The 22,298-nt window shown below is 49.8% G+C and carries 22 protein-coding genes and 1 pseudogene; 14 read left to right on the forward strand and 9 right to left on the reverse strand.

Annotation, left to right across the window (positions count from 1 at the left end; translation table 11 throughout):
- Positions 1 to 76: 76 nt before the first annotated feature.
- From lpdA to DBY97_RS10125, 6 genes are all read left to right on the forward strand, one after another.
- Positions 77 to 1,510 carry a dihydrolipoyl dehydrogenase gene (lpdA, locus tag DBY97_RS10100; RefSeq protein WP_070645452.1) on the forward strand — a complete coding sequence of 478 codons (1,434 nt, stop codon included), beginning with the start codon at positions 77 to 79 and terminating at the stop codon, positions 1,508 to 1,510.
- A 124-nt stretch (positions 1,511 to 1,634) separates the two neighbouring features.
- Positions 1,635 to 1,922: a hypothetical protein gene (locus tag DBY97_RS10105; RefSeq protein WP_107858240.1), complete on the forward strand. Its 288-nt coding sequence runs from the start codon at positions 1,635 to 1,637 to the stop codon at positions 1,920 to 1,922.
- Between the two features lie 71 nt (positions 1,923 to 1,993).
- On the forward strand, positions 1,994 to 3,160 hold the full coding sequence (sucC, locus tag DBY97_RS10110) for an ADP-forming succinate--CoA ligase subunit beta (RefSeq protein ID WP_049352726.1): 1,167 nt from the start codon (positions 1,994 to 1,996) through the stop codon (positions 3,158 to 3,160).
- 10 nt (positions 3,161 to 3,170) lie between these two features.
- A complete protein-coding gene (gene sucD / locus DBY97_RS10115; protein ID WP_002221113.1) occupies positions 3,171 to 4,061 on the forward strand; it encodes a succinate--CoA ligase subunit alpha in 891 nt (296 codons plus the stop codon).
- Between the two features lie 193 nt (positions 4,062 to 4,254).
- Complete coding sequence (locus tag DBY97_RS10120; protein WP_004519274.1) at positions 4,255 to 4,689, forward strand: DUF883 family protein; 435 nt, start codon at positions 4,255 to 4,257, stop codon at positions 4,687 to 4,689.
- 109 nt (positions 4,690 to 4,798) lie between these two features.
- Positions 4,799 to 5,206, forward strand: coding sequence for a phage holin family protein (locus DBY97_RS10125; RefSeq protein ID WP_070632098.1), 408 nt, complete (start codon positions 4,799 to 4,801; stop codon positions 5,204 to 5,206).
- A 174-nt stretch (positions 5,207 to 5,380) separates the two neighbouring features.
- On the opposite strand, the gene DBY97_RS10130 is transcribed toward DBY97_RS10125, so the two are convergent.
- Positions 5,381 to 5,707 (reverse strand): hypothetical protein, encoded by a 327-nt coding sequence (locus DBY97_RS10130; RefSeq protein ID WP_107858241.1) that lies wholly within the window; start codon positions 5,705 to 5,707, stop codon positions 5,381 to 5,383.
- Between the two features lie 341 nt (positions 5,708 to 6,048).
- Here DBY97_RS10130 and DBY97_RS10140 point away from each other — a divergent pair, with 341 nt between their 5' ends.
- Together DBY97_RS10140 and DBY97_RS10145 are read left to right on the forward strand one after the other, a co-directional pair.
- A complete protein-coding gene (locus DBY97_RS10140; protein ID WP_039861953.1) occupies positions 6,049 to 6,315 on the forward strand; it encodes a hypothetical protein in 267 nt (88 codons plus the stop codon).
- A 225-nt stretch (positions 6,316 to 6,540) separates the two neighbouring features.
- A complete protein-coding gene (locus DBY97_RS10145; protein ID WP_107858242.1) occupies positions 6,541 to 7,371 on the forward strand; it encodes a phosphatidylserine decarboxylase in 831 nt (276 codons plus the stop codon).
- Positions 7,372 to 7,456: 85 nt separating this feature from the next.
- Here the strand turns inward: DBY97_RS10145 and znuD are convergent, their stop codons facing one another.
- The 3 genes and pseudogenes from znuD to DBY97_RS10160 form a co-directional block, all read right to left on the reverse strand.
- Positions 7,457 to 9,745 (reverse strand): TonB-dependent zinc receptor ZnuD, encoded by a 2,289-nt coding sequence (gene znuD, locus DBY97_RS10150; protein ID WP_107858243.1) that lies wholly within the window; start codon positions 9,743 to 9,745, stop codon positions 7,457 to 7,459.
- Between the two features lie 218 nt (positions 9,746 to 9,963).
- Positions 9,964 to 10,446 (reverse strand): annotated as a pseudogene (locus tag DBY97_RS10155) (cupin domain-containing protein).
- A 101-nt stretch (positions 10,447 to 10,547) separates the two neighbouring features.
- A complete protein-coding gene (locus DBY97_RS10160) occupies positions 10,548 to 11,957 on the reverse strand; it encodes a leucyl aminopeptidase (RefSeq protein ID WP_107858244.1) in 1,410 nt (469 codons plus the stop codon).
- Between the two features lie 157 nt (positions 11,958 to 12,114).
- On the opposite strand from DBY97_RS10160, the gene lptF reads away from it, so the two are divergent.
- The 4 genes from lptF to hflX all read left to right on the forward strand — a co-directional run bounded on the left by lptF (position 12,115) and on the right by hflX (position 16,842).
- Positions 12,115 to 13,230 carry an LPS export ABC transporter permease LptF gene (gene lptF, locus DBY97_RS10165; protein ID WP_003686055.1) on the forward strand — a complete coding sequence of 372 codons (1,116 nt, stop codon included), beginning with the start codon at positions 12,115 to 12,117 and terminating at the stop codon, positions 13,228 to 13,230.
- Positions 13,227 to 14,297, forward strand: coding sequence for an LPS export ABC transporter permease LptG (lptG, locus tag DBY97_RS10170; protein WP_003745632.1), 1,071 nt, complete (start codon positions 13,227 to 13,229; stop codon positions 14,295 to 14,297). Before lptF ends, lptG begins: the two co-directional genes overlap by 4 nt.
- 119 nt (positions 14,298 to 14,416) lie before the next feature.
- On the forward strand, positions 14,417 to 15,637 hold the full coding sequence (locus DBY97_RS10175) for a glycosyltransferase (RefSeq protein WP_234394554.1): 1,221 nt from the start codon (positions 14,417 to 14,419) through the stop codon (positions 15,635 to 15,637).
- 44 nt (positions 15,638 to 15,681) lie between these two features.
- The gene (gene hflX, locus DBY97_RS10180; RefSeq protein ID WP_107858245.1) at positions 15,682 to 16,842 is read left to right on the forward strand and encodes a GTPase HflX; all 1,161 of its coding nucleotides are present in this window, start codon (positions 15,682 to 15,684) and stop codon (positions 16,840 to 16,842) included.
- A 66-nt stretch (positions 16,843 to 16,908) separates the two neighbouring features.
- Here hflX and DBY97_RS11605 read toward each other — a convergent pair whose 3' ends face one another.
- Complete coding sequence (locus tag DBY97_RS11605) at positions 16,909 to 17,034, reverse strand: hypothetical protein (RefSeq protein WP_003678791.1); 126 nt, start codon at positions 17,032 to 17,034, stop codon at positions 16,909 to 16,911.
- Between the two features lie 361 nt (positions 17,035 to 17,395).
- Between DBY97_RS11605 and DBY97_RS10185 the strand changes: the two genes are divergently transcribed.
- Both DBY97_RS10185 and DBY97_RS10190 read left to right on the forward strand, forming a co-directional pair.
- A complete protein-coding gene (locus tag DBY97_RS10185; RefSeq protein ID WP_107858246.1) occupies positions 17,396 to 19,882 on the forward strand; it encodes a heavy metal translocating P-type ATPase in 2,487 nt (828 codons plus the stop codon).
- Between the two features lie 37 nt (positions 19,883 to 19,919).
- Positions 19,920 to 20,360 carry a DNA polymerase III subunit chi gene (locus tag DBY97_RS10190; protein WP_107858247.1) on the forward strand — a complete coding sequence of 147 codons (441 nt, stop codon included), beginning with the start codon at positions 19,920 to 19,922 and terminating at the stop codon, positions 20,358 to 20,360.
- 76 nt (positions 20,361 to 20,436) lie between these two features.
- Here DBY97_RS10190 and DBY97_RS10195 read toward each other — a convergent pair whose 3' ends face one another.
- The 4 genes from DBY97_RS10195 to DBY97_RS10210 all read right to left on the reverse strand — a co-directional run bounded on the left by DBY97_RS10195 (position 20,437) and on the right by DBY97_RS10210 (position 22,281).
- Positions 20,437 to 20,871 (reverse strand): hypothetical protein, encoded by a 435-nt coding sequence (locus tag DBY97_RS10195; protein WP_107858248.1) that lies wholly within the window; start codon positions 20,869 to 20,871, stop codon positions 20,437 to 20,439.
- Positions 20,872 to 21,057: 186 nt separating this feature from the next.
- Entirely contained in the window at positions 21,058 to 21,468 is a 411-nt protein-coding gene (locus DBY97_RS10200) for a hypothetical protein (protein ID WP_107858249.1), read from the reverse strand.
- 94 nt (positions 21,469 to 21,562) lie between these two features.
- Positions 21,563 to 21,886: a dimethyl sulfoxide reductase gene (locus tag DBY97_RS10205; RefSeq protein WP_107858250.1), complete on the reverse strand. Its 324-nt coding sequence runs from the start codon at positions 21,884 to 21,886 to the stop codon at positions 21,563 to 21,565.
- A 68-nt stretch (positions 21,887 to 21,954) separates the two neighbouring features.
- On the reverse strand, positions 21,955 to 22,281 hold the full coding sequence (locus DBY97_RS10210) for a purine permease (protein WP_223168895.1): 327 nt from the start codon (positions 22,279 to 22,281) through the stop codon (positions 21,955 to 21,957).
- Between the last annotated feature and the right edge of the window lie 17 nt (positions 22,282 to 22,298).

A 22,298-nucleotide genomic window follows, 5' to 3' on the forward strand; every position in this document is an offset into this window, starting at 1 on the left:
CAGTCATTCAAAATAAAAAAGAAACGAAAAGTATCGTTTTTATTTTGAGATACTGCTAAAAGCAAAGGATGACACGATGTCTCAATATGATGTAGTAGTGATTGGTGCAGGCCCGGGCGGATACGTTGCCGCCATCCGTGCTGCGCAACTGGGTTTCAAAACCGCTTGCGTCGATGCAGGCGTTAACAAAGCAGGCAATGCCCCTGCATTGGGCGGTACTTGCTTGAACGTAGGCTGTATCCCTTCTAAAGCCCTGTTGCAATCCAGCGAATATTTCCACGCTGCGCAACACGATTTTGCCGAACACGGTATCACTGTCGGCGACGTAAAATTCGACGCGGCCAAAATGATTGAGCGCAAAGATGCCATCGTGACCAAACTGACCGGCGGCGTGAAATTCCTGTTCCAAAAAAACAAAGTAACCAGCCTGTTCGGTACTGCTTCCTTTGCCGGTAAAAATGGCGATGCTTACCAAATCGAAGTCGATAACAAAGGCGAGAAAACCGTTATCGAAGCCAAACACGTCATCGTAGCCACCGGTTCTGTACCGCGTCCGCTGCCACAAGTCGCTATCGACAACGTGAACGTATTGGATAACGAAGGCGCATTGAACCTGACTGAAGTACCTGCCAAACTCGGCGTGATCGGTTCCGGCGTGATTGGTTTGGAAATGGGTTCCGTATGGAATCGTGTGGGTGCAGAAGTTACCATTCTTGAAGCTGCGCCGACCTTCCTGGCTGCCGCCGACCAGCAAATCGCCAAAGAAGCCTTCAAATACTTCACCAAAGAGCAAGGCTTGAGCATCGAATTGGGCGTGAAAATCGGTGACATCAAGTCTGAAGGCAAAGGCGTTTCCGTTGCTTACGAAACTGCTGCCGGCGAAGCCAAAACCGAAGTATTCGACAAACTGATCGTTGCCATCGGCCGTATTCCAAACACCAAAGGCCTGAACGCCGAAGCCGTAGGCTTGGAAAAAGACGAACGCGGCTTTATCAAAGTAGATGGCGAATGCCGTACCAACCTGCCTAACGTATGGGCAATCGGCGACGTGGTTCGCGGCCCGATGTTGGCACACAAAGCCAGCGACGAAGGCGTTGCCGTTGCCGAGCGCATTGCCGGTCAAAAACCACATATCGACTTCAACAACGTACCGTTTGTTATTTACACCGACCCTGAAATCGCTTGGGTGGGTAAAACCGAAGAGCAGCTCAAAGCCGAAGGCGTGGAGTACAAAAAAGGTACTTCAGGTTTCGGTGCAAACGGTCGCGCATTGGCAATGGGCAAAGCTAAAGGTACGGTTAAAGTATTGGCAGATGCTAAAACCGACCGCATCTTAGGCGTACACATGATTGGCCCAGTTGTCAGCGAATTGGTTACCGAAGGTGTGACTGCACTCGAATTCTTCGCCAGCAGCGAAGACATCGCCCGCATTATCCATGCCCACCCAACCTTGTCCGAAGTGGTTCACGAAGCTGCATTGGCGGCCGACAAACGCGCTTTGCACGGTTGATAGACATTAAGGCCGTCTGAAACTTTTCAGACGGCCTTAAGGCCTCCGACAAATTGAATGTTTCGAGAGCTTCGTTTTCTGATTTATAATTCCGTCAGGTAAACAAACAGCATTTACATTCATTATGAACAAAGAAATAGTCGGTATTTTCTTTATACCGATGGGCATCATCAGCATGTGTATGGCCGCATTGTGGCAGATGTATGTGATGATGACCGAAACTTATACGCTCAACCGTTTCAAAGATAAAGAATTGGTTTGGCGCGTGGCATTGTTGTTTATCAGTTTCAGCCTTGCCGTTTATCTGCTCTGCCCGAATTCGCATAAAAAAGGCATTGTCTTTTTTATTCTCGGAGGAGGCGGCGCAACCATGTATCTGCTGGCGCGGATGTGGTTGCCCTTCAGTAAATAGTAGGGCCGTCTGAAAATATGGGATTGGCCGCAGGGCGATTCCTAAAACCCACTCACCTTAAGGAGAAATCCATGAATTTACACGAGTATCAGGCTAAAGAACTGCTGGCTAGCTACGGTTTGCCCGTACAAGGCGGTATTTTGGCACACAACGGCGAAGAAGCCGCTGCAGCTTACGACAAATTGGGCGGCAAATTCGCTGTTGTCAAAGCACAAGTACACGCCGGCGGCCGCGGTAAAGCGGGCGGCGTAAAAGTCGTTAAAAGCCGCGAAGAAGCTAAAGAAGTGGCTGAAAGCCTGATTGGCACCAACTTGGTAACTTACCAAACCGATGCCAACGGCCAACCTGTCAACAGCGTTTTGGTTTGCGAAGATATGTATCCTGTTCAAACCGAGCTGTACTTGGGCGCAGTGGTTGACCGTTCTACCCGCCGCGTTACATTCATGGCTTCTACCGAAGGCGGCGTGGAAATTGAAAAAGTTGCTGCCGAAACTCCAGAAAAAATCTTCAAAGTAACCGTTGATCCGCTGGTCGGCCTGCAACCTTGCCAAGCTCGCGAAGTTGCCTTCCAACTGGGCTTGAAAGACAAACAAATCAACGAGTTCGTCAAACTGATGACCGGCGCGTACAAAGCGTTTGTCGAAAACGACTTCGCCCTGTTTGAAGTAAACCCATTGGCAGTCCGTGAAAACGGCGACTTGGCCTGTGTAGACGGCAAAATCGGTATCGACAGCAACGCGCTCTACCGCCTGCCGAAAATTGCCGCTTTGCGCGACAAATCTCAAGAAAACGAACGCGAGCTGAAAGCTTCCGAATTCGACCTGAACTATGTTGCCCTGGAAGGCAACATCGGCTGTATGGTTAACGGTGCCGGTTTGGCGATGGCCACTATGGACATCATCAAACTGAAAGGCGGCCAGCCTGCCAACTTCTTGGACGTCGGCGGCGGCGCAACCAAAGACCGCGTGGTTGAAGCGTTCAAACTGATTCTGGAAGACAAATCCGTTAAAGGCGTATTGATCAACATCTTCGGCGGTATCGTACGTTGCGACATGATTGCGGAAGCCATCGTGGCAGCCGTTAAAGAAATCAACGTCAACGTTCCTGTCGTTGTTCGTTTGGAAGGTAACAACGCCGAACTCGGCGCGAAAATCCTGAACGAATCAGGTCTGAAACTGACTTCTGCAGACGGCCTGAATGACGCAGCCGAAAAAATTGTTGCAGCCGTAAACGCCTAAGGAGAAAAGAATGAGCGTATTGATTAATAAAGACACCAAAGTATTGGTTCAAGGTTTCACTGGTAAAAACGGTACTTTCCACTCCGAACAAGCTCTGGCTTACGGCACTAAAGTTGTCGGCGGCGTTACCCCAGGAAAAGGCGGTCAAACCCACCTGAACCTGCCTGTATTCAACACTATGAAAGAAGCCGTTAAAGAAACCGGCGCTGACGCATCTGTAATTTACGTTCCCGCTCCGTTTGTTTTGGATTCTATCGTTGAAGCAGTTGATTCAGGCGTAGGCTTGGTCGTTGTGATTACCGAAGGCGTGCCTACTCTGGACATGCTCAAAGCCAAACGCTACTTGGAAACCAACGGCAACGGTACCCGCTTGGTCGGCCCTAACTGCCCTGGCGTGATTACTCCGGGTGAGTGCAAAATCGGCATTATGCCGGGCCACATCCACACTCCGGGCCGCATCGGTATTATTTCCCGTTCCGGTACATTGACTTACGAAGCTGTGGCACAAACCACCAAACTGGGCTTGGGTCAATCAACCTGTATCGGTATCGGCGGCGACCCGATTCCTGGTATGAACCAAATCGACGCACTGAAACTCTTCCAAGAAGACCCAGATACTGACGCCATCATCATGATCGGTGAAATCGGCGGTACTGCGGAAGAAGAAGCAGCCGAATACATCCAATCCAACGTAACCAAACCTGTTGTAGGTTACATCGCTGGTGTTACCGCTCCTAAAGGCAAACGTATGGGCCACGCCGGTGCGATTATCTCCGGCGGTAAAGGTACTGCCGAAGAAAAATTCGCCGCTTTCGAAAAAGCCGGTATCGCTTACACCCGCAGCCCTGCCGAGTTAGGCACTACCATGCTGGAAGTGTTGAAAGCAAAAGGTTTAGCATAAGACTTAAGTCTTTAAGCTGAAGTGAAAAGGCCGTCTGAAGTTTTCAGACGGCCTTTTTTAAATTTCATTGGGTTGTTTTCATAATAAGCACTTAATTTTATTTAAATTAACGTTTATTTGGAAATAAATGGTTATAATGTTATTAACAGATGAATAATCTGTAACCATATCAATCTATATCAAGGAGAAAACCATGAAAAAACACGATTTTGAAGCACGTCGCGAGGCTTTGCTGAAAGACATCCGAGAAGTAATGGATGATGTGGAAGAGTTGTACCGCAATGGTGTTGAAGCCGGTTCGGAAGAAGGCAGCAAAGCCCGAGCCAAATTGGAAGAAAAATTGGCTGTGGCCAAAGAGCGTTTGAGCCGTTTTGAAGAAGAGGCCGGCGAACGTCTGCGCCATCATGCCGAACGTGCGCGTGAAAAATACGAACAGTTTGAAGAAGCGGCTCAGGAGCGTTTGAAAGAAGGCAAAGAGCGTTTTGCCGAATTTGAAGCCGATGCGGGCGAGCGTTTGAAACGCGGTGCCAAACACGCTGATGAAGTGGTGCATGAAAAACCATATTATGCGATGGGTTTTGCCGCATTGGCCGGTTTGGTTGTTGGTGTGTTGTTGAACCGCCGTTAATGTGAATATGTTAAGGCCGTCTGAACAGGCGTGTGCATGAAATCGTGGATTTCATTGCGCCGTGCAGACGGCCTTAGCCTTATGCTTCCTAAGAAAAAGGATAATCGAGATGGGAATTCGCCAGCGTTTTGAACATGGCAAGGCTTTGTTGAATCAGGGCGCGGATTTGCTGCTGTTGCGTTTGCAGGTATTGAGCTTGGATTTGACGCGTCAGGCGGAGAATGTGTTCCGGTTGGCGATCTGGCTGGTGTTGTCCGGCGCGCTGTTGATGGTGGGCTTGGTCGGTTTGCTGTTCGGCTTGAACCGCGTGCTGTCGGATGTGGCCGCTTTGTGGGTATTTTTCGGCATTTTCTTTGTAAGCCTGTTGATTATTGCTGTATTGTTCCGCAAAGTATCGGCAGATTATCGGGAGCAGGGCAGCCGTGTGGCTGAAACCTTGCAGGATATTCGATCGGATATTGCGTATTTGCGCGGTGAGATAGACAAGGATGCGGATGATGAAGCAACAGGAGTATAGGAGTTTTCTAAGAATATTAGAACATGTCAATTCTATTGCAAATGCCGTCATAGATAGACATAAAAATATTTTCGTAGCTTTTAAGATACTCTTGAAACCTTGATTAGGCATTTGCTCTCTAATGATAAGGGGTTGTCCTCAAATAATCAGTAAAGAAAGATTTGTTCTGGTTATCTATAGCAGGGTAGTTCCAGTAATATTAATTTGGGGATAGAGTTTTATCAGGATATGAAGACTGTTAGAAAATTTAAATGATAGGTAATTACCATTTTCATCCACATATAGCTCCGACAGATTTTCTAGATAAAGATCAATGACAATATAATCTTTTCTGTAAAACAAGAGTCGGACAGAATTTACTGTCAGATCAAAGCTCAAAGTAACTCGTTCATCACCGTTAACAAACTTAACAGTCTGAATAACATCGTCTATTTCGCAATCAAATCCATAAATAGATATAAACTCATTACAATTTGGAATCACTAATTTAGTATTATTCATTGCTAGTTCCCTCCGTTGAGTATTATGGTAGCAGAAGATCTCGAGTTGTTATTTATTATTGGAAAAAGACTCTTAAATTTTTAACTTTTTAGGACAGTTACATCTTCTTTTGTTTAAGCCTTATATTTTCCTGAAAAGAGATAATATTGAGATAGCGTTGTCAAATCTGGTGGCTTTGAGGATATTTTTAGGTATTTTTTATGAAGCTGTTGATTATACTGTATCATTTTAAACAGTATCGGCAGATTATCGGGAGCAGGGCAGCCGTGTGGCTGAGACCTTGCAGGATATTCGATCGGATATTGCGTATTTGCGCGGTGAGATAGATAAGGATGCGGACGATGAAGCAACAGGAGTATGAAGAAGCGCGCGAGCTGCTGCTTTTAGAAGCTAAGCTGGTGCGGCTGCGGATTGAAGCGGAAAATTTGAAACTGCGTAAAGCGGAAGAAGGTAATGCTCGGCAGACTAATCGCTTGGTAATGTTGGCCGATGTGGCGTATCAGTTGAGCCAAACGCGTTTGCTGTCTCAACGCTCTTTGTTCTCTACATCACGCCGTCGGCATTGGATCTGGCTAGTGTTGGCGGTCATACTGGGCTTGTCGAGATAATCGAGGGCGGAGATTTGGTCTAAATGATATTTGCAGCGAGTTGTTGGAGCGTGTGAGCCGCTTGTTGAGGACGCTGCGTTATTGTGTTGCCGAAACTGAAACTTTATCTATATTGAGTATTTTTTACAAAAGACACCGGCCGTCTGAACATTTCAGACGGCCTCAATGTTTGGAGTTTCAGATATAATGGCGGCAATTTTGAAATTATTAAATGAAGGATAAGTGATGAACCGTTTGTATCCCCACCCGATTATCGCCCGTGAGGGCTGGCCGATTATCGGCGGCGGTTTGGCTTTGAGCCTGCTGGTGTCGATGTGTTGCGGCTGGTGGTCTTTGCCGTTTTGGGTGTTTACCGTATTTGCTTTGCAGTTTTTCCGCGACCCTGCGCGTGAGATTCCGCAAAATCCTGAAGCAGTGTTGAGCCCGGTTGACGGCCGTATCGTGGTGGTCGAGCGCGCACGCGATCCGTATCGTGATGTCGATGCTTTGAAAATCAGTATTTTTATGAACGTGTTCAACGTGCATTCGCAAAAATCGCCTGCCGATTGTACGGTAACGAAAGTGGTCTATAACAAAGGTAAATTCGTGAATGCGGATTTGGACAAAGCCAGCACGGAAAATGAACGTAATGCGGTTTTGGCGACTACGGCTTCAGGTCGTGAAATTACTTTTGTTCAAGTGGCCGGTTTGGTGGCGCGCCGTATTTTGTGCTACACCCAAGCAGGTGCGAAACTGTCTCGTGGCGAACGCTATGGCTTTATCCGCTTTGGTTCGCGCGTGGATATGTATCTGCCTGTCGATGCGCAGGCGCAAGTGGCGATTGGCGATAAAGTTACCGGCGTCAGCACTGTATTGGCGCGTTTACCACTGACTGCGCCGCAAACTGAATCTGAGCCTAAAGCCGCAGCTCCACAAGCCGCGCCAGTTTCACAAGCAACTCCGGCTTCTCAAGCTGCTCCGGCTAAAACAGTGGCAAGCCAATCTACCGAACAGCAGCAAATCGAAGCAGCGGCGGCTAAAATTCAAGCGGCTGTGCAAGATGTATTGAAAGATTAATAGTCAGTTTTAAATGATTGGTTAAAACAAAAAAAAAGGTTTTCAGACGGCCGTCTGAAAACCTTTTTTGTTTGCCTATCCGATTTTAAAACTTCACATTTACGCCACCGGTAAAGCTGCGGCCCATTTGCGGCGTATCAGAGAGGAAGCTGCTGTGGGCGTAAACGGATTGGTTGAGCAGGTTGTCGGCTTTGACGTACCAATTCCACTCGCCATAGCGCGTATTGCGGCGGTAGTTTGCGCCGAGGTTGAGCATATGGTGTCCAGGTGTGCGTGTTTCGTAGCGGGCGAGTTTGTTTTGGGCGAACACGCGGTAGTAGTCCAAATTGGCATCGATGCGGTCGGTCAGCGAGGCTTTCAGGTGAACGCCAAGGCGTGCAGCCGGAACGCGAGGTGCGTTTTGGTCGTCTTGTGCGATGAAAGGACGGTTGCCGTAGGCATCTTCCCTGCCGGGTAGGGACGGCAGGTTTTTTAGACGGCCTCGAACATAGTCGCCGGAAACGCCGATGCGGTAGCGCGGTGTCGGTTTGAAGTAGATTTCGCCTTCTGCGCCGTAGAAGTCCGCGCCGGATTGGTTGTAGCGCACGAGCTTCATTTCGCTGTCGTCTTCGATGGATTTGGGGCCGCGTCCGTCGTTTAAGGTTTGGGCGTAAATGTAGTTGCCGAAGCGGTTGCGATAGAGTGCCAGATTGTATTGCCAGCGGTCGCCTTCATAGCCCAGCGCGAGTTCGATATTGTTGGAACGCTCTTTGTTGAGGTGTTTGTTGCCGACTTCAAAGGTGTTGGTGGCGACGTGTTTGCCGTGTGCGTATAGCTCTTGCGTTGACGGCAGGCGTTCCTGATGGGATGCGGTCAGGCTGAGTTTGTGGTGTGGCGTGAAATACCAGTTGCCCGAAAGTGCGAACGAGCGGGCGGTTTGGCGGTGCGCACCGAGGTCGGGTAGAGGTTGGTTGTAGTAGTTTTCTCGATCAATCAATGCTTTGTCGTACTGGATGGAGGCTTTTTGTTTTTCCACGCGTACGCCGCCTTCAAGCGTGAAGTTGTCCCAGTTTGCCTGTTCTACACCGAAAAAGCTGTAATGGCGGACATTATTGTCAATCAGCATCGGTTGTTGGACGGTTTCGGGAATGGCGGAAAGCGCGCTGGATTTTTGTCCCAAATATTGCACGCCCCAGCTGCCTTTCAGACGGCCTATGGGTTGGTGGCGCAACTCGATGCGGGCGTTGTGTGTTTTGTTGTTAAAGAAGTTTTCTACTGCATCGCCTGCTTTTTCGTCGTGGTGGTAGTCATTGCGGTTCAGGTGTACGCGCAGGGCTTCAAAACCGGGTAATGGCTGCTTCCATTCGGCGCGGAGTTCGTAGCGTTTGTTGCGCAGGTCTATCCAAGGTTTGCCGTTGTGGGCATGGGCGTGTGCATTATCGTCGTCGTGGAAGCCGCAGCTCAAGCCCGGATTGTCGTAATCGACGTCTTCTTCGGTCAGAAGGTGCGGATAAAGCTGCAAATAGCGTTTGTTAATCAAACTTTTCTGCCAGATGATGTCGGCGTGGCAGTCGTCGTAGAGATGGCTGTGGGCAGGCAGGCCGTAGCGGTCGCGACGGTCGCTGTACGCCACGCCGAGGAACCCTTTATCCCCAACCCAAGACAGGCCGATGCTGCCTGTTTTTGAATCGGCATGGCTGTCGGGCAGTCGTTTCAGACGGCCTTCTTCTTTTTGATAGCGCGGTACGGCGTAATCGCCCGATTTGCGGTACAAGCCTTCGGTATGCAGCACGAAGTTGTTGCCCAAACCGATATTGATGCCTGCGGATGTCAGTTTTTCCAAATTGCCGCTGCTCAAACGCAATCCGGCTTCGCTCGATACGCCGTTTTCAGGCATCTTTTCGGGAATTTTGCCATCGGCAACATCGACCAAACCGGCTACATTGCCCGAGCTGTACAAGAGCGTAACCGGGCCGCGCAGGATTTCGACCTGTTGCGACAAGGCACTGTCCACCATCAAGGCATGGTCGGGCGAGAAATCCGCCATGTCGCCGGTTTCGCCGTGATGGTTCAACACTTTAATCCGTCTGCCTGTTTGGCCGCGAATGACGGGGGCGGACGCGCCGCCGCCGTATTGCGAGGCATGAATGCCCGGTACGCCGTCTAAAGCATCGCCCAAGTTGACGGCTTTTTGGCGCAAGGTATCGCCGGAGATGATTTTGTCGGAGGCAGTCGAAGTGTGCAACAGCCCCGATGTGGCGCGCGGACGGCTTTTACCGACGACTGTAACCTCTTCCAAGTCAACAGACTGCTCGGTTTCATGCGCTTGGGAGAGGATGGGGGTGCTGATTAAAAGAATAGATAAAACAATGGGTTTGAGTGTGGTTTGTGTCATTTTAGTTTCTCATCATATTTCGAAAGGCTGTTATTATATAACATTTCATTGTTTATATGATAAGATTTTTGAGAAAAAAGGCCGTCTGAAAACGAAGCGTGGTTTTCAGACGGCCTTTAGCTTGTATGCAGGTTTAAATGAAAACGGAACAATCTCTCTGCTGCCTGGTTTGGGTAAGGCAGAAAGTCATGGCAGATTGTTTGCTTTCATTGAAAGTATTACTTGGTTTCGGCAGTTTTAGCACCAGCGGTCTCTGCAATCAGATCAAGGAATACCAAAGGCTTTTTGCCGATATTTTTGAGAGCATGGGACTAGCCGGGGCGGGCGATGGTAATGTCGCCGGCGCCGACTTCGGTTTGTTTGCCTTCGCTATCGGTAAACAGGCCTTTGCCGGATACGATGATGTAAATGTCTTCATTGCCGGTATGTTTGTGCTGACCGATGGAAGCACCCGGCGGTAATGTGAGCCAGCCGATTTCTTTGAATGCGTCTTGGTCGGCGGTTTGATGGCGCGTGAAGGCAAAGCTGCCGAGCAGCGGGCCTTGGCCTCCGGCTGCGTTTTCGCGGTTCCATTCAGCTAAGTCGGCTTTTTTGTACACTTGGATGCTGCGGTTGGTGGGGGTGGTTTGTTCGGCAGCTTGAGCGCTTATGGATGTGCCGAGCAGAAGGGCGACAGATAATGCGGCAAATAGTGGTTTCATGGTGGTTCTCCGTTTGTCAGGTTGAGTCAGATAATGCGGATTCCGTTTTCAGACGGCCTGCGGGGTTGAAATGTGTAACCCCGCAGGCTTCCCCCCAAGATTTATTTCACATTGCGCAAATAGTTCAACAATAAAGGAACAGGACGGCCGGTCGCGCCTTTTTCACCGCCGGATTTCCATGCAGTACCTGCGATATCAAGGTGTGCCCATGGATAGTCTTCGGTAAAGTAAGACAGGAATGTTGCGGCGGTAATCGTGCCTGCACCCGGCGTGCCGATGTTTGGAATGTCGGCAAAGTTGGATTTGAGTTGGTCTTTGTAGGTCTCAAAGAGCGGCAGTTGCCATGCTTTGTCGTCCACGTTGCGGGAAGCGGCCAGCAGGCTGTCGACCAAATCTTGATTGTTGCCCATCACGCCGCTGACGTCATGACCCAAGGCGATGATGCACGCGCCGGTCAGAGTGGCAACGTCGATAACGGCTTTGGGTTTGAATTGTTCGGCGTAAGTGAGCGCGTCACACAAAATCAGACGGCCTTCGGCATCGGTGTTCAACACTTCGATGGTCAAGCCTTTCATGCTTTTCACGACGTCGCCCGGTTTGTTGGCCGCGCCGGAAGGCATGTTTTCACAAGTGGCGACGACGGCGATGAGGTTGATCGGCAGTTGCAGTTTGACGGCGGCGCAGAAGGTACTGATGACGGTTGCCGCGCCGCACATGTCGAACTTCATTTCGTCCATGTTCAGGCCGGGTTTGAGGGAAATGCCGCCGGTGTCGAAGGTAATGCCTTTGCCGACCAATACCACAGGCGCGGCTTCTTTGTCGGCCGCACCAAAATAGCTCAGTTCGACCAAATATGGATCTTCGACGCTGCCTTTGGCGACAGACCAGAACGAACCCATGTTTTCTTTGATGTAGTCTTTTTCGATGATTTTAGCGTGTGCGCCCAATTTTTCGGCTTCGGCTTTGGCGGTACGCGCGAGGAATTCAGGCGTGCATTCGTTTGGTGCGGCATTGCCCAAGTCGCGGCAGAGGCTTTGTCCGTAAACTTGCGCTTCGGCAACGCGCAGGGCTTCTTTGACGGCGGCTTCGTGTGCGCTGTGGAACACGGCTTCTACAAATTTGGCCGGTTTGGCTTCTTTTTTGTAGCGGTCAAAACGGTAGGCGGCATTGCCGAACGCAATCGCAAACGCTTCGGCAACAGCTGCTGCTTGCGCTTCTTCAAAGGCATGAACGTCCACATTGACCGTTTCTTGATTTTGCGCCCATTTGGCGGCTTCGGCTGCGGCTTTGTTTAGCGCAGTGCGGTCGGTTTTTTCGAGGCGGGCAACGGCAATGGCTTGCAAACCGTTGTCCGTCGGGATTTTGGTGTCGGCGAAATTTTGACCTTCTTCAAGGGAGGCGAAGAGGGCGAGAGCAGTCGGGTTGCTCAGTTGCGATGCTTCGGCGCAGACAAATAATTGCGCACCTGTCTGTTGAGCCTGCAAAGTTTCGGCTTTTGTGCTAAATTTCACGTTTATTCTCCTGATTGGAACGGTTGTCGGTTGTTCAGACGGCTTGTGACCAACCGTCCGAACAGATGAAAATCATTGTACTCCATTTGTGTCATGCCGTCTGAAGCCTTATTAATAAATATAGGTTTCCCATAAACCGTATACCACGCTCAATCTTATGATTTACCAAAGAAACTTTATTAAAGAACTTTCCTTTACCGCCGTCGGCATCTTTGTCGTCCTCTTGGCGGTATTGGTGTCCACGCAGGCCATCAACCTGCTTGGCCGCGCAGCCGACGGGCGTGTCGCCATCGATGCCGTGTTGGCCTTAGTCGGCTTCTGGGTAATCGGCATGACACCGCTTTTGCTGGTGTTGACCGCATTTATCAGTACGTTGACCGTATTGACCCGCTACTGGCGCGACAGCGAGATGTCGGTTTGGCTTTCCTGCGGATTGGCATTGAAACAATGGATACGCCCGGTCATGCAGTTTGCCGTGCCGTTTGCCATCCTGATTGCCGTCATGCAGCTTTGGGTAATGCCGTGGGCAGAGTTGCGCAGCCGCGAATATGCCGAAATTTTGAAGCAGAAGCAGGAATTATCTTTGGTGGAAGCCGGAGAGTTCAATAATTTGGGCAAGCGCAACGGCAGGGTTTATTTTGTCGAAACCTTCGATACCGAATCAGGCATCATGAAAAACCTGTTCCTGCGCGAGCAGGACAAAAACGGCAACGACAATATCGTTTTTGCCAAAGAGGGCAATTTTTCGCTGACCGACAACAAACGTACGCTTGAATTGCGTGACGGCTACCGTTACAGCGGTACGCCCGGCAAAGCCGATTACAACCGCGTTTCTTTCCAACACCTCAGCCTGATTATCAGCACCACGCCCAAACTCATCGACCCTGTTTCACACCGCCGAACCATTCCGACCGCACAACTGATTGGCAGCAGCAATCCCCAACACCAAGCGGAATTGATGTGGCGTATTTCCTTGACCGTCAGCGTTTTGTTGCTGTGCCTGCTTGCCGTGCCGCTTTCCTATTTCAATCCGCGCAGCGGCCACACCTACAATATCTTGATTGCCATCGGTTTGTTTTTGGTTTACCAAAACGGGCTGACCTTCCTGCGCAATGCTGTAGAAGACGGCAAAATCCATTTTTGGCTCGGACTGCTGCCTATGCACATCATCATGTTTGTGATTGCCGTCGTCCTGCTGCGCGTACGCAGTATGCCTAGCCAACCCTTTTGGCAGGCGGTTGCCAAAAGTCTGACATTGAAAGGCGGAAAATGAACCTGATTTCACGTTACATCATCCGTCAAATGGCGGTTATGGCGGTTTACGCCCTCCTTGCCTTCCTCGCTTTGTACAGCTTTTTTGAAATCATCAACGAAGTCGGCGATCTTGGAAAAGGCAGCTATAACGGCGCAAAATTGGGGCAGTATGTTTTAATGCAGATGCCTGCGCGCGCCTATGAACTGATGCCGCTCGCCGTTTTGATCGGCGGCCTGATTTCTCTCAGCCAACTGGCTTCCGGCAGCGAGCTGACCGTTATCAAAGCCAGCGGCATGAGCACCAAAAAGCTGCTGTTGATTCTGTCGCAGTTCGGTTTGATTTTCGCCATTGCCACCGTCGCTCTTGGCGAATGGGTTGCCCCCACGCTGAGCCAAAAAGCCGAAAACATTAAAGCCGCTGCGATCAACGGCAAAATCAGTACCGGCAATACCGGCCTTTGGCTGAAAGAAAAAAACAGCATTATCAACGTGCGCGAAATGTTGCCCGACCATACGCTTTTGGGCATCAAAATTTGGCAGCGCAACGATAAAAACGAATTGACCCAAGCGGCGGAAGCCGAATCTGCCGTTTTGAATCCAGACGGCAGCTGGCAGCTGAAAAATATCCGCCGCAGCATATTGGGCGAAGATAAAGTCGAGGTTTCTACTGCCGCCGAAGAAAACTGGCCGATTTCCGTCAAGCGCAACCTGATGGATGTATTGCTCGTCAAGCCCGACCAAATGTCTGTCGGTGAATTGACTACCTATATCGACCATCTGGAAAAAAACAACCAAAATACCCAAGTCTATGCCATCGCATGGTGGCGCAAGCTGGTGTATCCCGTTGCCGCATGGGTGATGGCGCTTGTTGCCTTCGCCTTTACCCCGCAAACCACGCGCCACGGCAATATGGGCTTGAAACTTTTCGGCGGTATCTGTCTCGGTTTGCTGTTTCACTTTGCCGGACGGCTCTTCGGCTTTACCAGCCAGTTGTACGGCGTGCCGCCGTTTTTGGCAGGCGCATTGCCGACGGTTTTGTTTGCACTGTTGGCGGTGTATCTGATACGCCGTCAGGAAAAAAGATAAGGCAAAATAAACTTCAGGCCGTCTGAAAGGCAATCTTCAGACGGCCTGAGTATTTTGTGTGCAAAAAACAAAATGCTAAAGTAAAATAATACCTTTCCAAACCAATGCGGCTATTGAAAATGTCCCAAACCATCTGCTTGAATATGATTGTCAAAAACGAAGCGGCAATCATCGAAGAAACACTGGCCAACATCACCGACCACATCAAACTTGACTACTATGTCATCAGCGACACCGGCTCGACCGATGATACCGTCGGCGTGATCCGCCGCTTTTTCGATGCAAAGGGCATCGCGGGCGAGATTCATCATGATGGTTGGCAAAATTTTGCATACAACCGCAATCAAGCGTTGAAACACGCAAAAGACAAAACCGATTACGTGTTGATTTTTGATGCGGACGACCGCTTTGAAGGCAAATTGGAATTGCCCGAGCTGACAGCCGACCGTTACCGCCTCCGCATGAGAAATGCCATGGGCAGCGTGGTTTATTACCGTCCGCTGTTGTTGCGCAATGACGGTACATTCTACTGGCGCGGCGTGTTGCACGAGTTTATTGAAACCGACAAACAAGATACCAGCGAAGCCACGCTTCATGGCGACTATACGGTTCTCAGCGGCCGTTTCGGCGCACGCAGCAATATGGCGAACAAATACCTGCTTGACGCGGTTTCTTTGGAAAAAGCGTTTTACAGCCCTGAAGATGAAGACCTGAAACCGCGTTACGCCTTTTACGCGGCGCGCTCTTATTGGGATTCTGATATGCCCGAGCGTGCGAGCGAATGGTTTAAAAAACGCATCGAGTTGGGCGGTTGGATAGAGGAAGTGACGGTTTCTTACCAACAGCTGGGCGAGTGCTACAAATTAATGGGCAAACGCGATGAAGCCTTGGCAACTTGGTTGGCAGGCTACGATTACAACCCGCGCCGTGCCGAGTGTCTCTACCTTGCGCAAACCATGCTGCGTCAGGAAGGGAAATACCGCATTTCCCATGCAATCGGCCTGATGGCGAAACGTATCCCGTTCCCAAAAGACGATATTCTTTTTGTCCAAAGCAATGTTTATCAGTTGGACATCGATTATGAATTGTCGGTTACCGCCTATGCGGCCGGCGATTTGCGCCAAGGCTATGAGTCTTGCCGCCACTTGCTCTTGCTTAATGTACGCGAGGTATTGACCACAGTGACCATGCAAAATATGTGGCTCTACCGCGAACATGCGCAAACCGAAACGCGCGAAGTATTAGAGCAGCTGGTAGCCGTCATGCAGCCTTATGCCGAGCAGGGTGGACGTTTGGCAGAAGTGACCGAATATTTTGCCGATATTTTGAAAAACCGTTAATCAGGACTTTGCCCCGACCATAAGGCCGTCTGAAAGGAAATTTTTTGAGCAAGCGCAATCTGTTTTCCGTCGATAAATCTTTGGAAAAGCCCGAACGCGTCCTCTTGGTCGGCGTGATGTTGACGGCGGACTATTCCGGCGCAAACGAAACGCGCGAGCGCGGCTTTCAGACGGCCTTGACCGAAGCGGCAGAATTGGTGGGCGCGGCCGGCGGCGATTTGGTTTCTATCGAAACTTCACGCCGCGATAAACCGCATCCGGCTTTGTTTGTCGGTACGGGCAAGGCGGAAGAGTTGGCGGCAGTGGTCAAGCAGCATGATGTCGGGCTGGTCGTGTTCAATCACGAACTCACGCCGACACAAGAGCGTAATCTGGAAAAAGAGCTTCAATGCCGCGTACTCGACAGAGTGGGTTTGATTTTGGCGATTTTTGCTAAACGCGCCCAATCGCAGGAAGGTAAGTTGCAGGTGGAGCTGGCTCAGTTGAACCATTTGAGCGGACGGTTGGTACGCGGTTATGGACACCTGCAAAGTCAGAAGGGCGGCATCGGCTTGAAAGGGCCGGGCGAAACCCAGCTGGAAACCGACCGCCGTTTAATCGGACAAAAAATCACGGCATTGAAAAAACAGCTTGCCGATGTCCGCAAACAACGCGCCACGCGCCGCAAATCGCGCATGAGCGGCCGTCTGAAAACCTTTGCCATTGTCGGCTATACCAATGCCGGAAAATCCAGCCTGTTCAACCGCTTGACTAAAGCAGACGTATTGGCGAAAGACCAATTGTTCGCTACTTTAGATACCACTGCGCGCCGGCTTTTCCTGTCGCATGAGGCGAGCGTGATTTTGACCGATACCGTCGGCTTCGTCCGCGATTTGCCGCACAAGCTGGTGTCGGCGTTTTCCGCCACCTTGGAAGAGACGGCGATGGCGGATGTGCTACTGCACGTCGTTGATGCGTCCAATCCCGATTTTGAACGGCAGATGGACGATGTCAACGAAGTCTTGGAAGAAATCGGCGCGCATGAAATTCCGCAATTGGTGGTGTACAACAAAATTGATTTGCTGCCGTCGGGTGTGCGTGAAGCAGGCATTTTGCGCGACAATTCCGGGCATGCCGTCGGTGTGAATGTTTCCGTTGCAGAAAGTTTGGGCTTGGACGGTTTGCGCGAAGCAATGATTGAATTGGCCGTACAGCCGAATGCTTGATGTTTAAATGAAACAAGGCCGTCTGAATATTCAGACGGCCTTACCGTAAAATTCTAAATCTGAGGATTATGCCGACAGAGGGCTTTTCTTTTTGAACACGCTTTCGTAAAGCATCCAAGCGGCGAGGCTCAGGTATACGGTGCTGGACAAAATGCCGATAACGGCAAAGATAGGCATAAGGCGATCAATCATGGTGAGGTTTCCCAATAAGTTAGTTTTATAAGTAAATGTGTGTTTTTTTATTTCCGTCTTCGCGGAATGCCTAAAGTATGCTGCTTAAATGGATTAAGGTCAATAAAAAATGTATTGGAGTTTTTAAAAAAGTTCCATTTTTACATTAAAATAATTGGAGGTTTTTAAGGATAAACGGTATTTATATGTTACCGTTCATCATTTGATAAACGGTCAATACTTTGTTTTCCATATTTTTTATAAAATTCGACAGTCTATTAATTCAAAAGTAAATGAAATGAGGCGGAAAAACGCTTTTTGCTAAAATGTAACACCCTGAAACGATTGTTTCAGGCCGTCTGAAAAATAAATCGTACACATTATGACATCTTCCACACATCCCCAAAAAAACTGTTTCCATTGCGGACTTGAAGTCCCGGAGCATCTGCATCTGACGGTTCGTTTTGAAGACGAAGAACACGAAACCTGCTGCGCCGGTTGCCAAGCGGTGGCGCAGAGTATCATCGATGCAGGTTTGGGCAATTATTACAAACAGCGTACCGCAGACGCGGAAAAATCCGAATTGCCGCCACCGGAAGTGTTGTCGCAATTAAAACTTTATGATTTGCCCGAAGTGCAGGCAGATTTTGTCGAGGTCGGCGCAGGGGATGAGCGCGAGACGGTGTTGATGCTGGGCGGCATTACCTGCGCCGCATGTGTGTGGCTGATTGAGCAGCAGTTGTTGCGCATGAAGGGCGTAGTGCGCGTGGATTTGAATTACAGCACCCACCGCTGCCGCGTGGTGTGGGACAGCGCCCACATCGAATTGTCGGACATTTTGCTTAAAATCTGCCAAACCGGTTATACCGCCGCGCCTTATGATGCGCAAAAAATCGAAGTGCAGGCGCAGAAGGAGCGTAAGCAGTTTATCGTCAGATTGGCCGTGGCCGGACTGGGTATGATGCAGACGATGATGTTTGCCCTGCCGACTTATTTTTACGGCGGCGACATCGAGCCGCTTTATTTGGAAATCCTGCATTGGGGCGGCTTTTTGATGGTGTTGCCCGTTGTGTTTTACAGCGCGTTGCCGTTTTACCGCGGCGCGTGGCGCGACTGGAAAAACCGCCGTGTCGGCATGGATACGCCGATTGCCATTGCCATTGTGATGACCTTTATCGCCGGTATTTACAGCCTGGCTACCAACGCAGGGCAGGGCATGTATTTTGAATCCATCGCCATGCTGCTGTTTTTCCTGTTGGGCGGGCGTTTTATGGAACAGATTGCCCGACGCAAAGCAGGCGATGCGGCGGAGCGGTTGGTCAAACTGGTTCCGGCATTCTGCCACCGTTTGCCGTCTTATCCAGAAAGCGAAGCCATCGAGGAAGCCGCAGTCGTCCGCCTCAATATCGGCGATACGATTGTTGTGAAACCCGGCGAAGTCATTCCGGTGGACGGTACGGTTTTGTCCGGCGAGAGCGAAGTTAACGAAGCCATGTTGACCGGCGAAAGCCTTCCCATCGTGAAAAGGCAGTCTGAAAAAGTAACCGCCGGCACGCTCAACACCAGCAGCCCTTTAATCATCCGCACCGACCATACCGGCGGCAACACGCGCCTGTCCCATATCGTCAAACTACTCGACCGTGCGCTGGCGCAAAAACCGCGTGCCGCCGAGTTGGCCGAAAAATACGCGTCCAGTTTTGTGTTTGGCGAACTCTTGCTTGCCATTCCTGTTTTTATCGGCTGGGCTTGGTATGCCGACGCGCACACAGCCTTATGGATTACCGTTGCCCTGCTGGTCATTACCTGTCCGTGTGCCTTGTCGCTTGCCACGCCGACCGCGCTGGCTGCTTCTACCGGTGCGCTGGCCAAAGACGGCATTCTCATCAGCGGAAAACAAAGCCTGGAAACGCTTGCCCAAATTGACGATGTCGTATTCGATAAAACCGGTACGCTGACCAAAGGGCAGCTTTCCGTCAGCCGTATATTATCTGCAGGCCGTCTGAACGAGGCCCAGGCCCTTGCCATTGCCCAAACATTGGAACAGCAATCCGAACACCCCATCGCCCGTGCCATTTTGAATCATACGCTTTCAGACGGCCCTGTATCCGCGCTTGATGTGAAAGTGCAACAACGGGTTAACCGTATCGGACACGGCGTCAGCGCGCAAATCGAATTTGATGGCGAAACCCAAGTTTGGGCTTTGGGCAAAGCAGCGTTTGTCTCGGAAATTGCCGGTAATCTTCCCGAAGCATTTGCCCATATCGACCACACAGGCGGCATTATTTTCTTGGGCAATCAAAGCGGTTTTCAGACGGCCTTTTTACTGGAAGACCAAATCAAAGACGGCGCCGCTGAAATGTTGCAAAACCTGAAACAGCACGGTATCCGTCTGCACCTTTTAAGCGGCGACCGTCAAGCTGCCGTAGCCCAAGTTGCGCAAGAGCTGGGTTTGGATGCCTATCGTGCCGAAGCCACGCCGGAAGACAAGCTGGCTTATGTAGAAAATCTGCAAAAACAAGGATGTAAAGTCATGATGATCGGCGACGGGATCAACGATGCCCCCGTCCTTGCCCAAGCCGATGTGTCGGCTGCCGTGGCCACGAGTGCTGATGTGGTGCGAGATGGTGCGGATGTGGTTTTGCTCAATGATGATTTGAACGTTTTGCCCGTGATGATGAAACAGGCACGCCGCACCCATCAAATCATCCGCCAAAACCTGACTTGGGCGAGCGCATACAATCTGGTTGCCGTTCCGCTGGCCGTGTTTGGTTACGTTACCCCGTGGATCGCCGCGCTCGGCATGAGTTTCAGCTCGCTGCTGGTGTTGGGCAATGCCTTGAGATTGTTGAAAACCAAAAAGGCCGTCTGAAAACAGCAAATCCATTGCTCAAACGAAAGAATACGCCATGCCTAAAGCCACTTTTTATACACACGTCGCCCAGCCGGCCGCCTTTTCCTGCCGCTTGATTGCGCGCGCCATACGCGATGGTGGGCAGATTTTGGTGTGGTCGGATTCTGCTGCGGCCATGCAGCAACTAGACGTTGATTTATGGCAGCAGATTCCCGAAAGCTTTATTCCGCATGAAGTTTGGCTGCCTACCGACCCCATGCCGTCTGAAACGCCGGTATTGCTTGCGTTTGGAAATGTATTGCCGAATATTCCGCAGGATTGCACGGTTTTAAACCTGTCTGCCGATTTCTGGAGCCAAGCTCCGGCCATTCCAAACCGTATCCTTGAAATTGTGGGCAACAGCTTAGAAGATTTGGCCGAAGCCCGAGACCGTTTCCGAGCGTATCGTCAGAGTGGATTCGAGATTGAGCATTTTTCGAGAGAAGGGAAGGATTGAGTGTTGAAGATATTCAAGGCCGTCTGAATATAAACAAAGGGACATTTTGTTGATGTCCCTTTATTTTTTAGATTGATTATCGGAAGGCTTCGCGCCATATGCCATAAAATATGAGACAACAGCAGAAAGAGTAGAAATAGCGGAAAAAGCGTTCGAAAAGGGAAGTATTGGCAAGATACCATTGAACAGACTGATGGTGGTGTTGGGGATTTTTGAGGATTAAGTTGGGGAAACGGACAATCGAAGGTACGGCAAGCAAGTTAAACAGATTGAGGAAGACTGTAACCAATAATGAAAAACCGATTGTCTCATGAAATACGTCGAATGGCTGCAATAACAGGGTGTGTGCAAATAGGGAGGTCAGGGCAGATTTGTTGGACATCCATAAATAAAACAGCCCTCCGATAGACAGGTAAAGCGCAAACCGGGCCCATATGGATAGTTTGCGTGGCAAATAAAGGATGAAGAATAAGTTGAGCAGGATAAAGAAAATAGGAAAAACTGATTTCATGGGTTTGTTTGCTTACAGTTTGGTATTTAAAGCTGCTAAAGGAAACGCATTATTGCTTGTATGAAGGGCTGCCTTAGGAAAAGACAGTCTGAAAAGGCCATTCTATTTTAGGCCGTCTGAAAAAGATTTGCGTAAGGGCAAGGGTTTCAGACGGCCTTAAGTTTTTTGAAGTCAAAATCCGATGGTTCAGGATTCGGTTTTTGAGGCCGCATTGGCGAAATAGCGGTTGGATACCGGATTGAAGATGAGGAGCAGCAAAACAGGGTGGAGAATGGATTGAATAATGATTTGTTGAGAACTATAGCTCGCCATATCGCTATACGCCATGATTAGCGAAGCGGCCGCCAGCACAATAGCCAGCCAACGGGCAGAACGGTTGCCTGAAAGCAGACCGACGGCAATAAATACCGGTAAGGAAAGGAGGATGAAGTATAGGGGCATAGACAGCCACCAAGGCAGGAAAGGGAATGCCAAGGCTGCAACTTCTATCAGTAAATCGCCCGAATAAATCGCAAGAGCAACAGTGGTAAAGCAGACAAGGGCAGTTAGGATGAAATAGAGAGCTGCGGCGATGGTAACAGGGACTGGACGTTTCATGTAATAAAAGCCTTGGACAGAATATCGAGGATCAGGATTAAAATCTGTATCGGCCAAACCTTGTTATTGAAGGCGATGGCCGTCTGAAAGCAGGCTATTCGTCTTTCTCAAATGAAGAAAGCTTGATAATGGCAGGCTGGAAGACTGCAATCAAATAGAGCATGATAGGGAGGATGAGATACGCAAAAGGAATATCTGCGCGAAATAGTGCAATCAGAAAGGCAAGGTATAAGGTCAGCAGGGCAAGGAAAATAACGCTCTTTTTCCATGTCGCTTGGCGGATTTCTTTTGCAGTCGGCTGCTTATAGCGGACTTTTTTGTGGCAGGTCGGGCACTCTTTAATGCTTTTCAGTCCTTTGAATGCACTACCCCGAATCGGATTGGAACAATGAGGACAAGAAAATGGGGACGATTTCATTATTTTTTATTGGGCCGTATAAAGTATTGCCCATCCGGAAAAGCGGGTTGGATGGGCAAAGTATATGTTTATTCGTCTTTTTCAAAAGATGAAAGTTTGTTTTGAATCGGGATAATGTAGTAGACGAGAAAGCCTATAACTAATGCCGTACTGATATATGGGGGAAATGTACCAAACAGGCTGATCAGTATTGCCGCTACGATGCAGACAACTACTACAAAAATAGCAAAAGGCTTCAGTAAAGCTTTGAAATATTCGCCAACAGGCGGTTTTTTGAATTTGACTTTTTTATGGCAGGAAGGGCATTCTTTGACTGCGGCCAAACCTTTAACCAATCCGCCTTGGATCGGGGCATGGCAGTGTGGGCAGGGGAGTGAAGGATTAAGATTGTTCATTGTGTTCAACCTGACTT

This window comes from Neisseria subflava (assembly GCF_003044645.1).
GTDB lineage: Bacteria > Pseudomonadota > Gammaproteobacteria > Burkholderiales > Neisseriaceae > Neisseria > Neisseria subflava_B.

Bases quoted from the DNA above. Each gene is read 5' to 3' on its own strand.
- lpdA (WP_070645452.1), top strand. From the start codon at position 77: ATGTCTCAATATGATGTAGTAGTGATTGGTGCAGGCCCGGGCGGATAC.
- DBY97_RS10105 (WP_107858240.1), top strand. From the start codon at position 1,635: ATGAACAAAGAAATAGTCGGTATTTTCTTTATACCGATGGGCATCATC.
- sucC (WP_049352726.1), top strand. From the start codon at position 1,994: ATGAATTTACACGAGTATCAGGCTAAAGAACTGCTGGCTAGCTACGGT.
- sucD (WP_002221113.1), top strand. From the start codon at position 3,171: ATGAGCGTATTGATTAATAAAGACACCAAAGTATTGGTTCAAGGTTTC.
- DBY97_RS10120 (WP_004519274.1), top strand. From the start codon at position 4,255: ATGAAAAAACACGATTTTGAAGCACGTCGCGAGGCTTTGCTGAAAGAC.
- DBY97_RS10125 (WP_070632098.1), top strand. From the start codon at position 4,799: ATGGGAATTCGCCAGCGTTTTGAACATGGCAAGGCTTTGTTGAATCAG.
- DBY97_RS10130 (WP_107858241.1), bottom strand. From the start codon at position 5,707: ATGAATAATACTAAATTAGTGATTCCAAATTGTAATGAGTTTATATCT.
- DBY97_RS10140 (WP_039861953.1), top strand. From the start codon at position 6,049: ATGAAGCAACAGGAGTATGAAGAAGCGCGCGAGCTGCTGCTTTTAGAA.
- DBY97_RS10145 (WP_107858242.1), top strand. From the start codon at position 6,541: ATGAACCGTTTGTATCCCCACCCGATTATCGCCCGTGAGGGCTGGCCG.
- znuD (WP_107858243.1), bottom strand. From the start codon at position 9,745: ATGACACAAACCACACTCAAACCCATTGTTTTATCTATTCTTTTAATC.
- lptF (WP_003686055.1), top strand. From the start codon at position 12,115: ATGATTTACCAAAGAAACTTTATTAAAGAACTTTCCTTTACCGCCGTC.
- lptG (WP_003745632.1), top strand. From the start codon at position 13,227: ATGAACCTGATTTCACGTTACATCATCCGTCAAATGGCGGTTATGGCG.
- DBY97_RS10175 (WP_234394554.1), top strand. From the start codon at position 14,417: ATGTCCCAAACCATCTGCTTGAATATGATTGTCAAAAACGAAGCGGCA.
- DBY97_RS11605 (WP_003678791.1), bottom strand. From the start codon at position 17,034: ATGATTGATCGCCTTATGCCTATCTTTGCCGTTATCGGCATTTTGTCC.
- DBY97_RS10185 (WP_107858246.1), top strand. From the start codon at position 17,396: ATGACATCTTCCACACATCCCCAAAAAAACTGTTTCCATTGCGGACTT.
- DBY97_RS10190 (WP_107858247.1), top strand. From the start codon at position 19,920: ATGCCTAAAGCCACTTTTTATACACACGTCGCCCAGCCGGCCGCCTTT.
- DBY97_RS10195 (WP_107858248.1), bottom strand. From the start codon at position 20,871: ATGAAATCAGTTTTTCCTATTTTCTTTATCCTGCTCAACTTATTCTTC.
- DBY97_RS10200 (WP_107858249.1), bottom strand. From the start codon at position 21,468: ATGAAACGTCCAGTCCCTGTTACCATCGCCGCAGCTCTCTATTTCATC.
- DBY97_RS10205 (WP_107858250.1), bottom strand. From the start codon at position 21,886: ATGAAATCGTCCCCATTTTCTTGTCCTCATTGTTCCAATCCGATTCGG.
- DBY97_RS10210 (WP_223168895.1), bottom strand. From the start codon at position 22,281: ATGAACAATCTTAATCCTTCACTCCCCTGCCCACACTGCCATGCCCCG.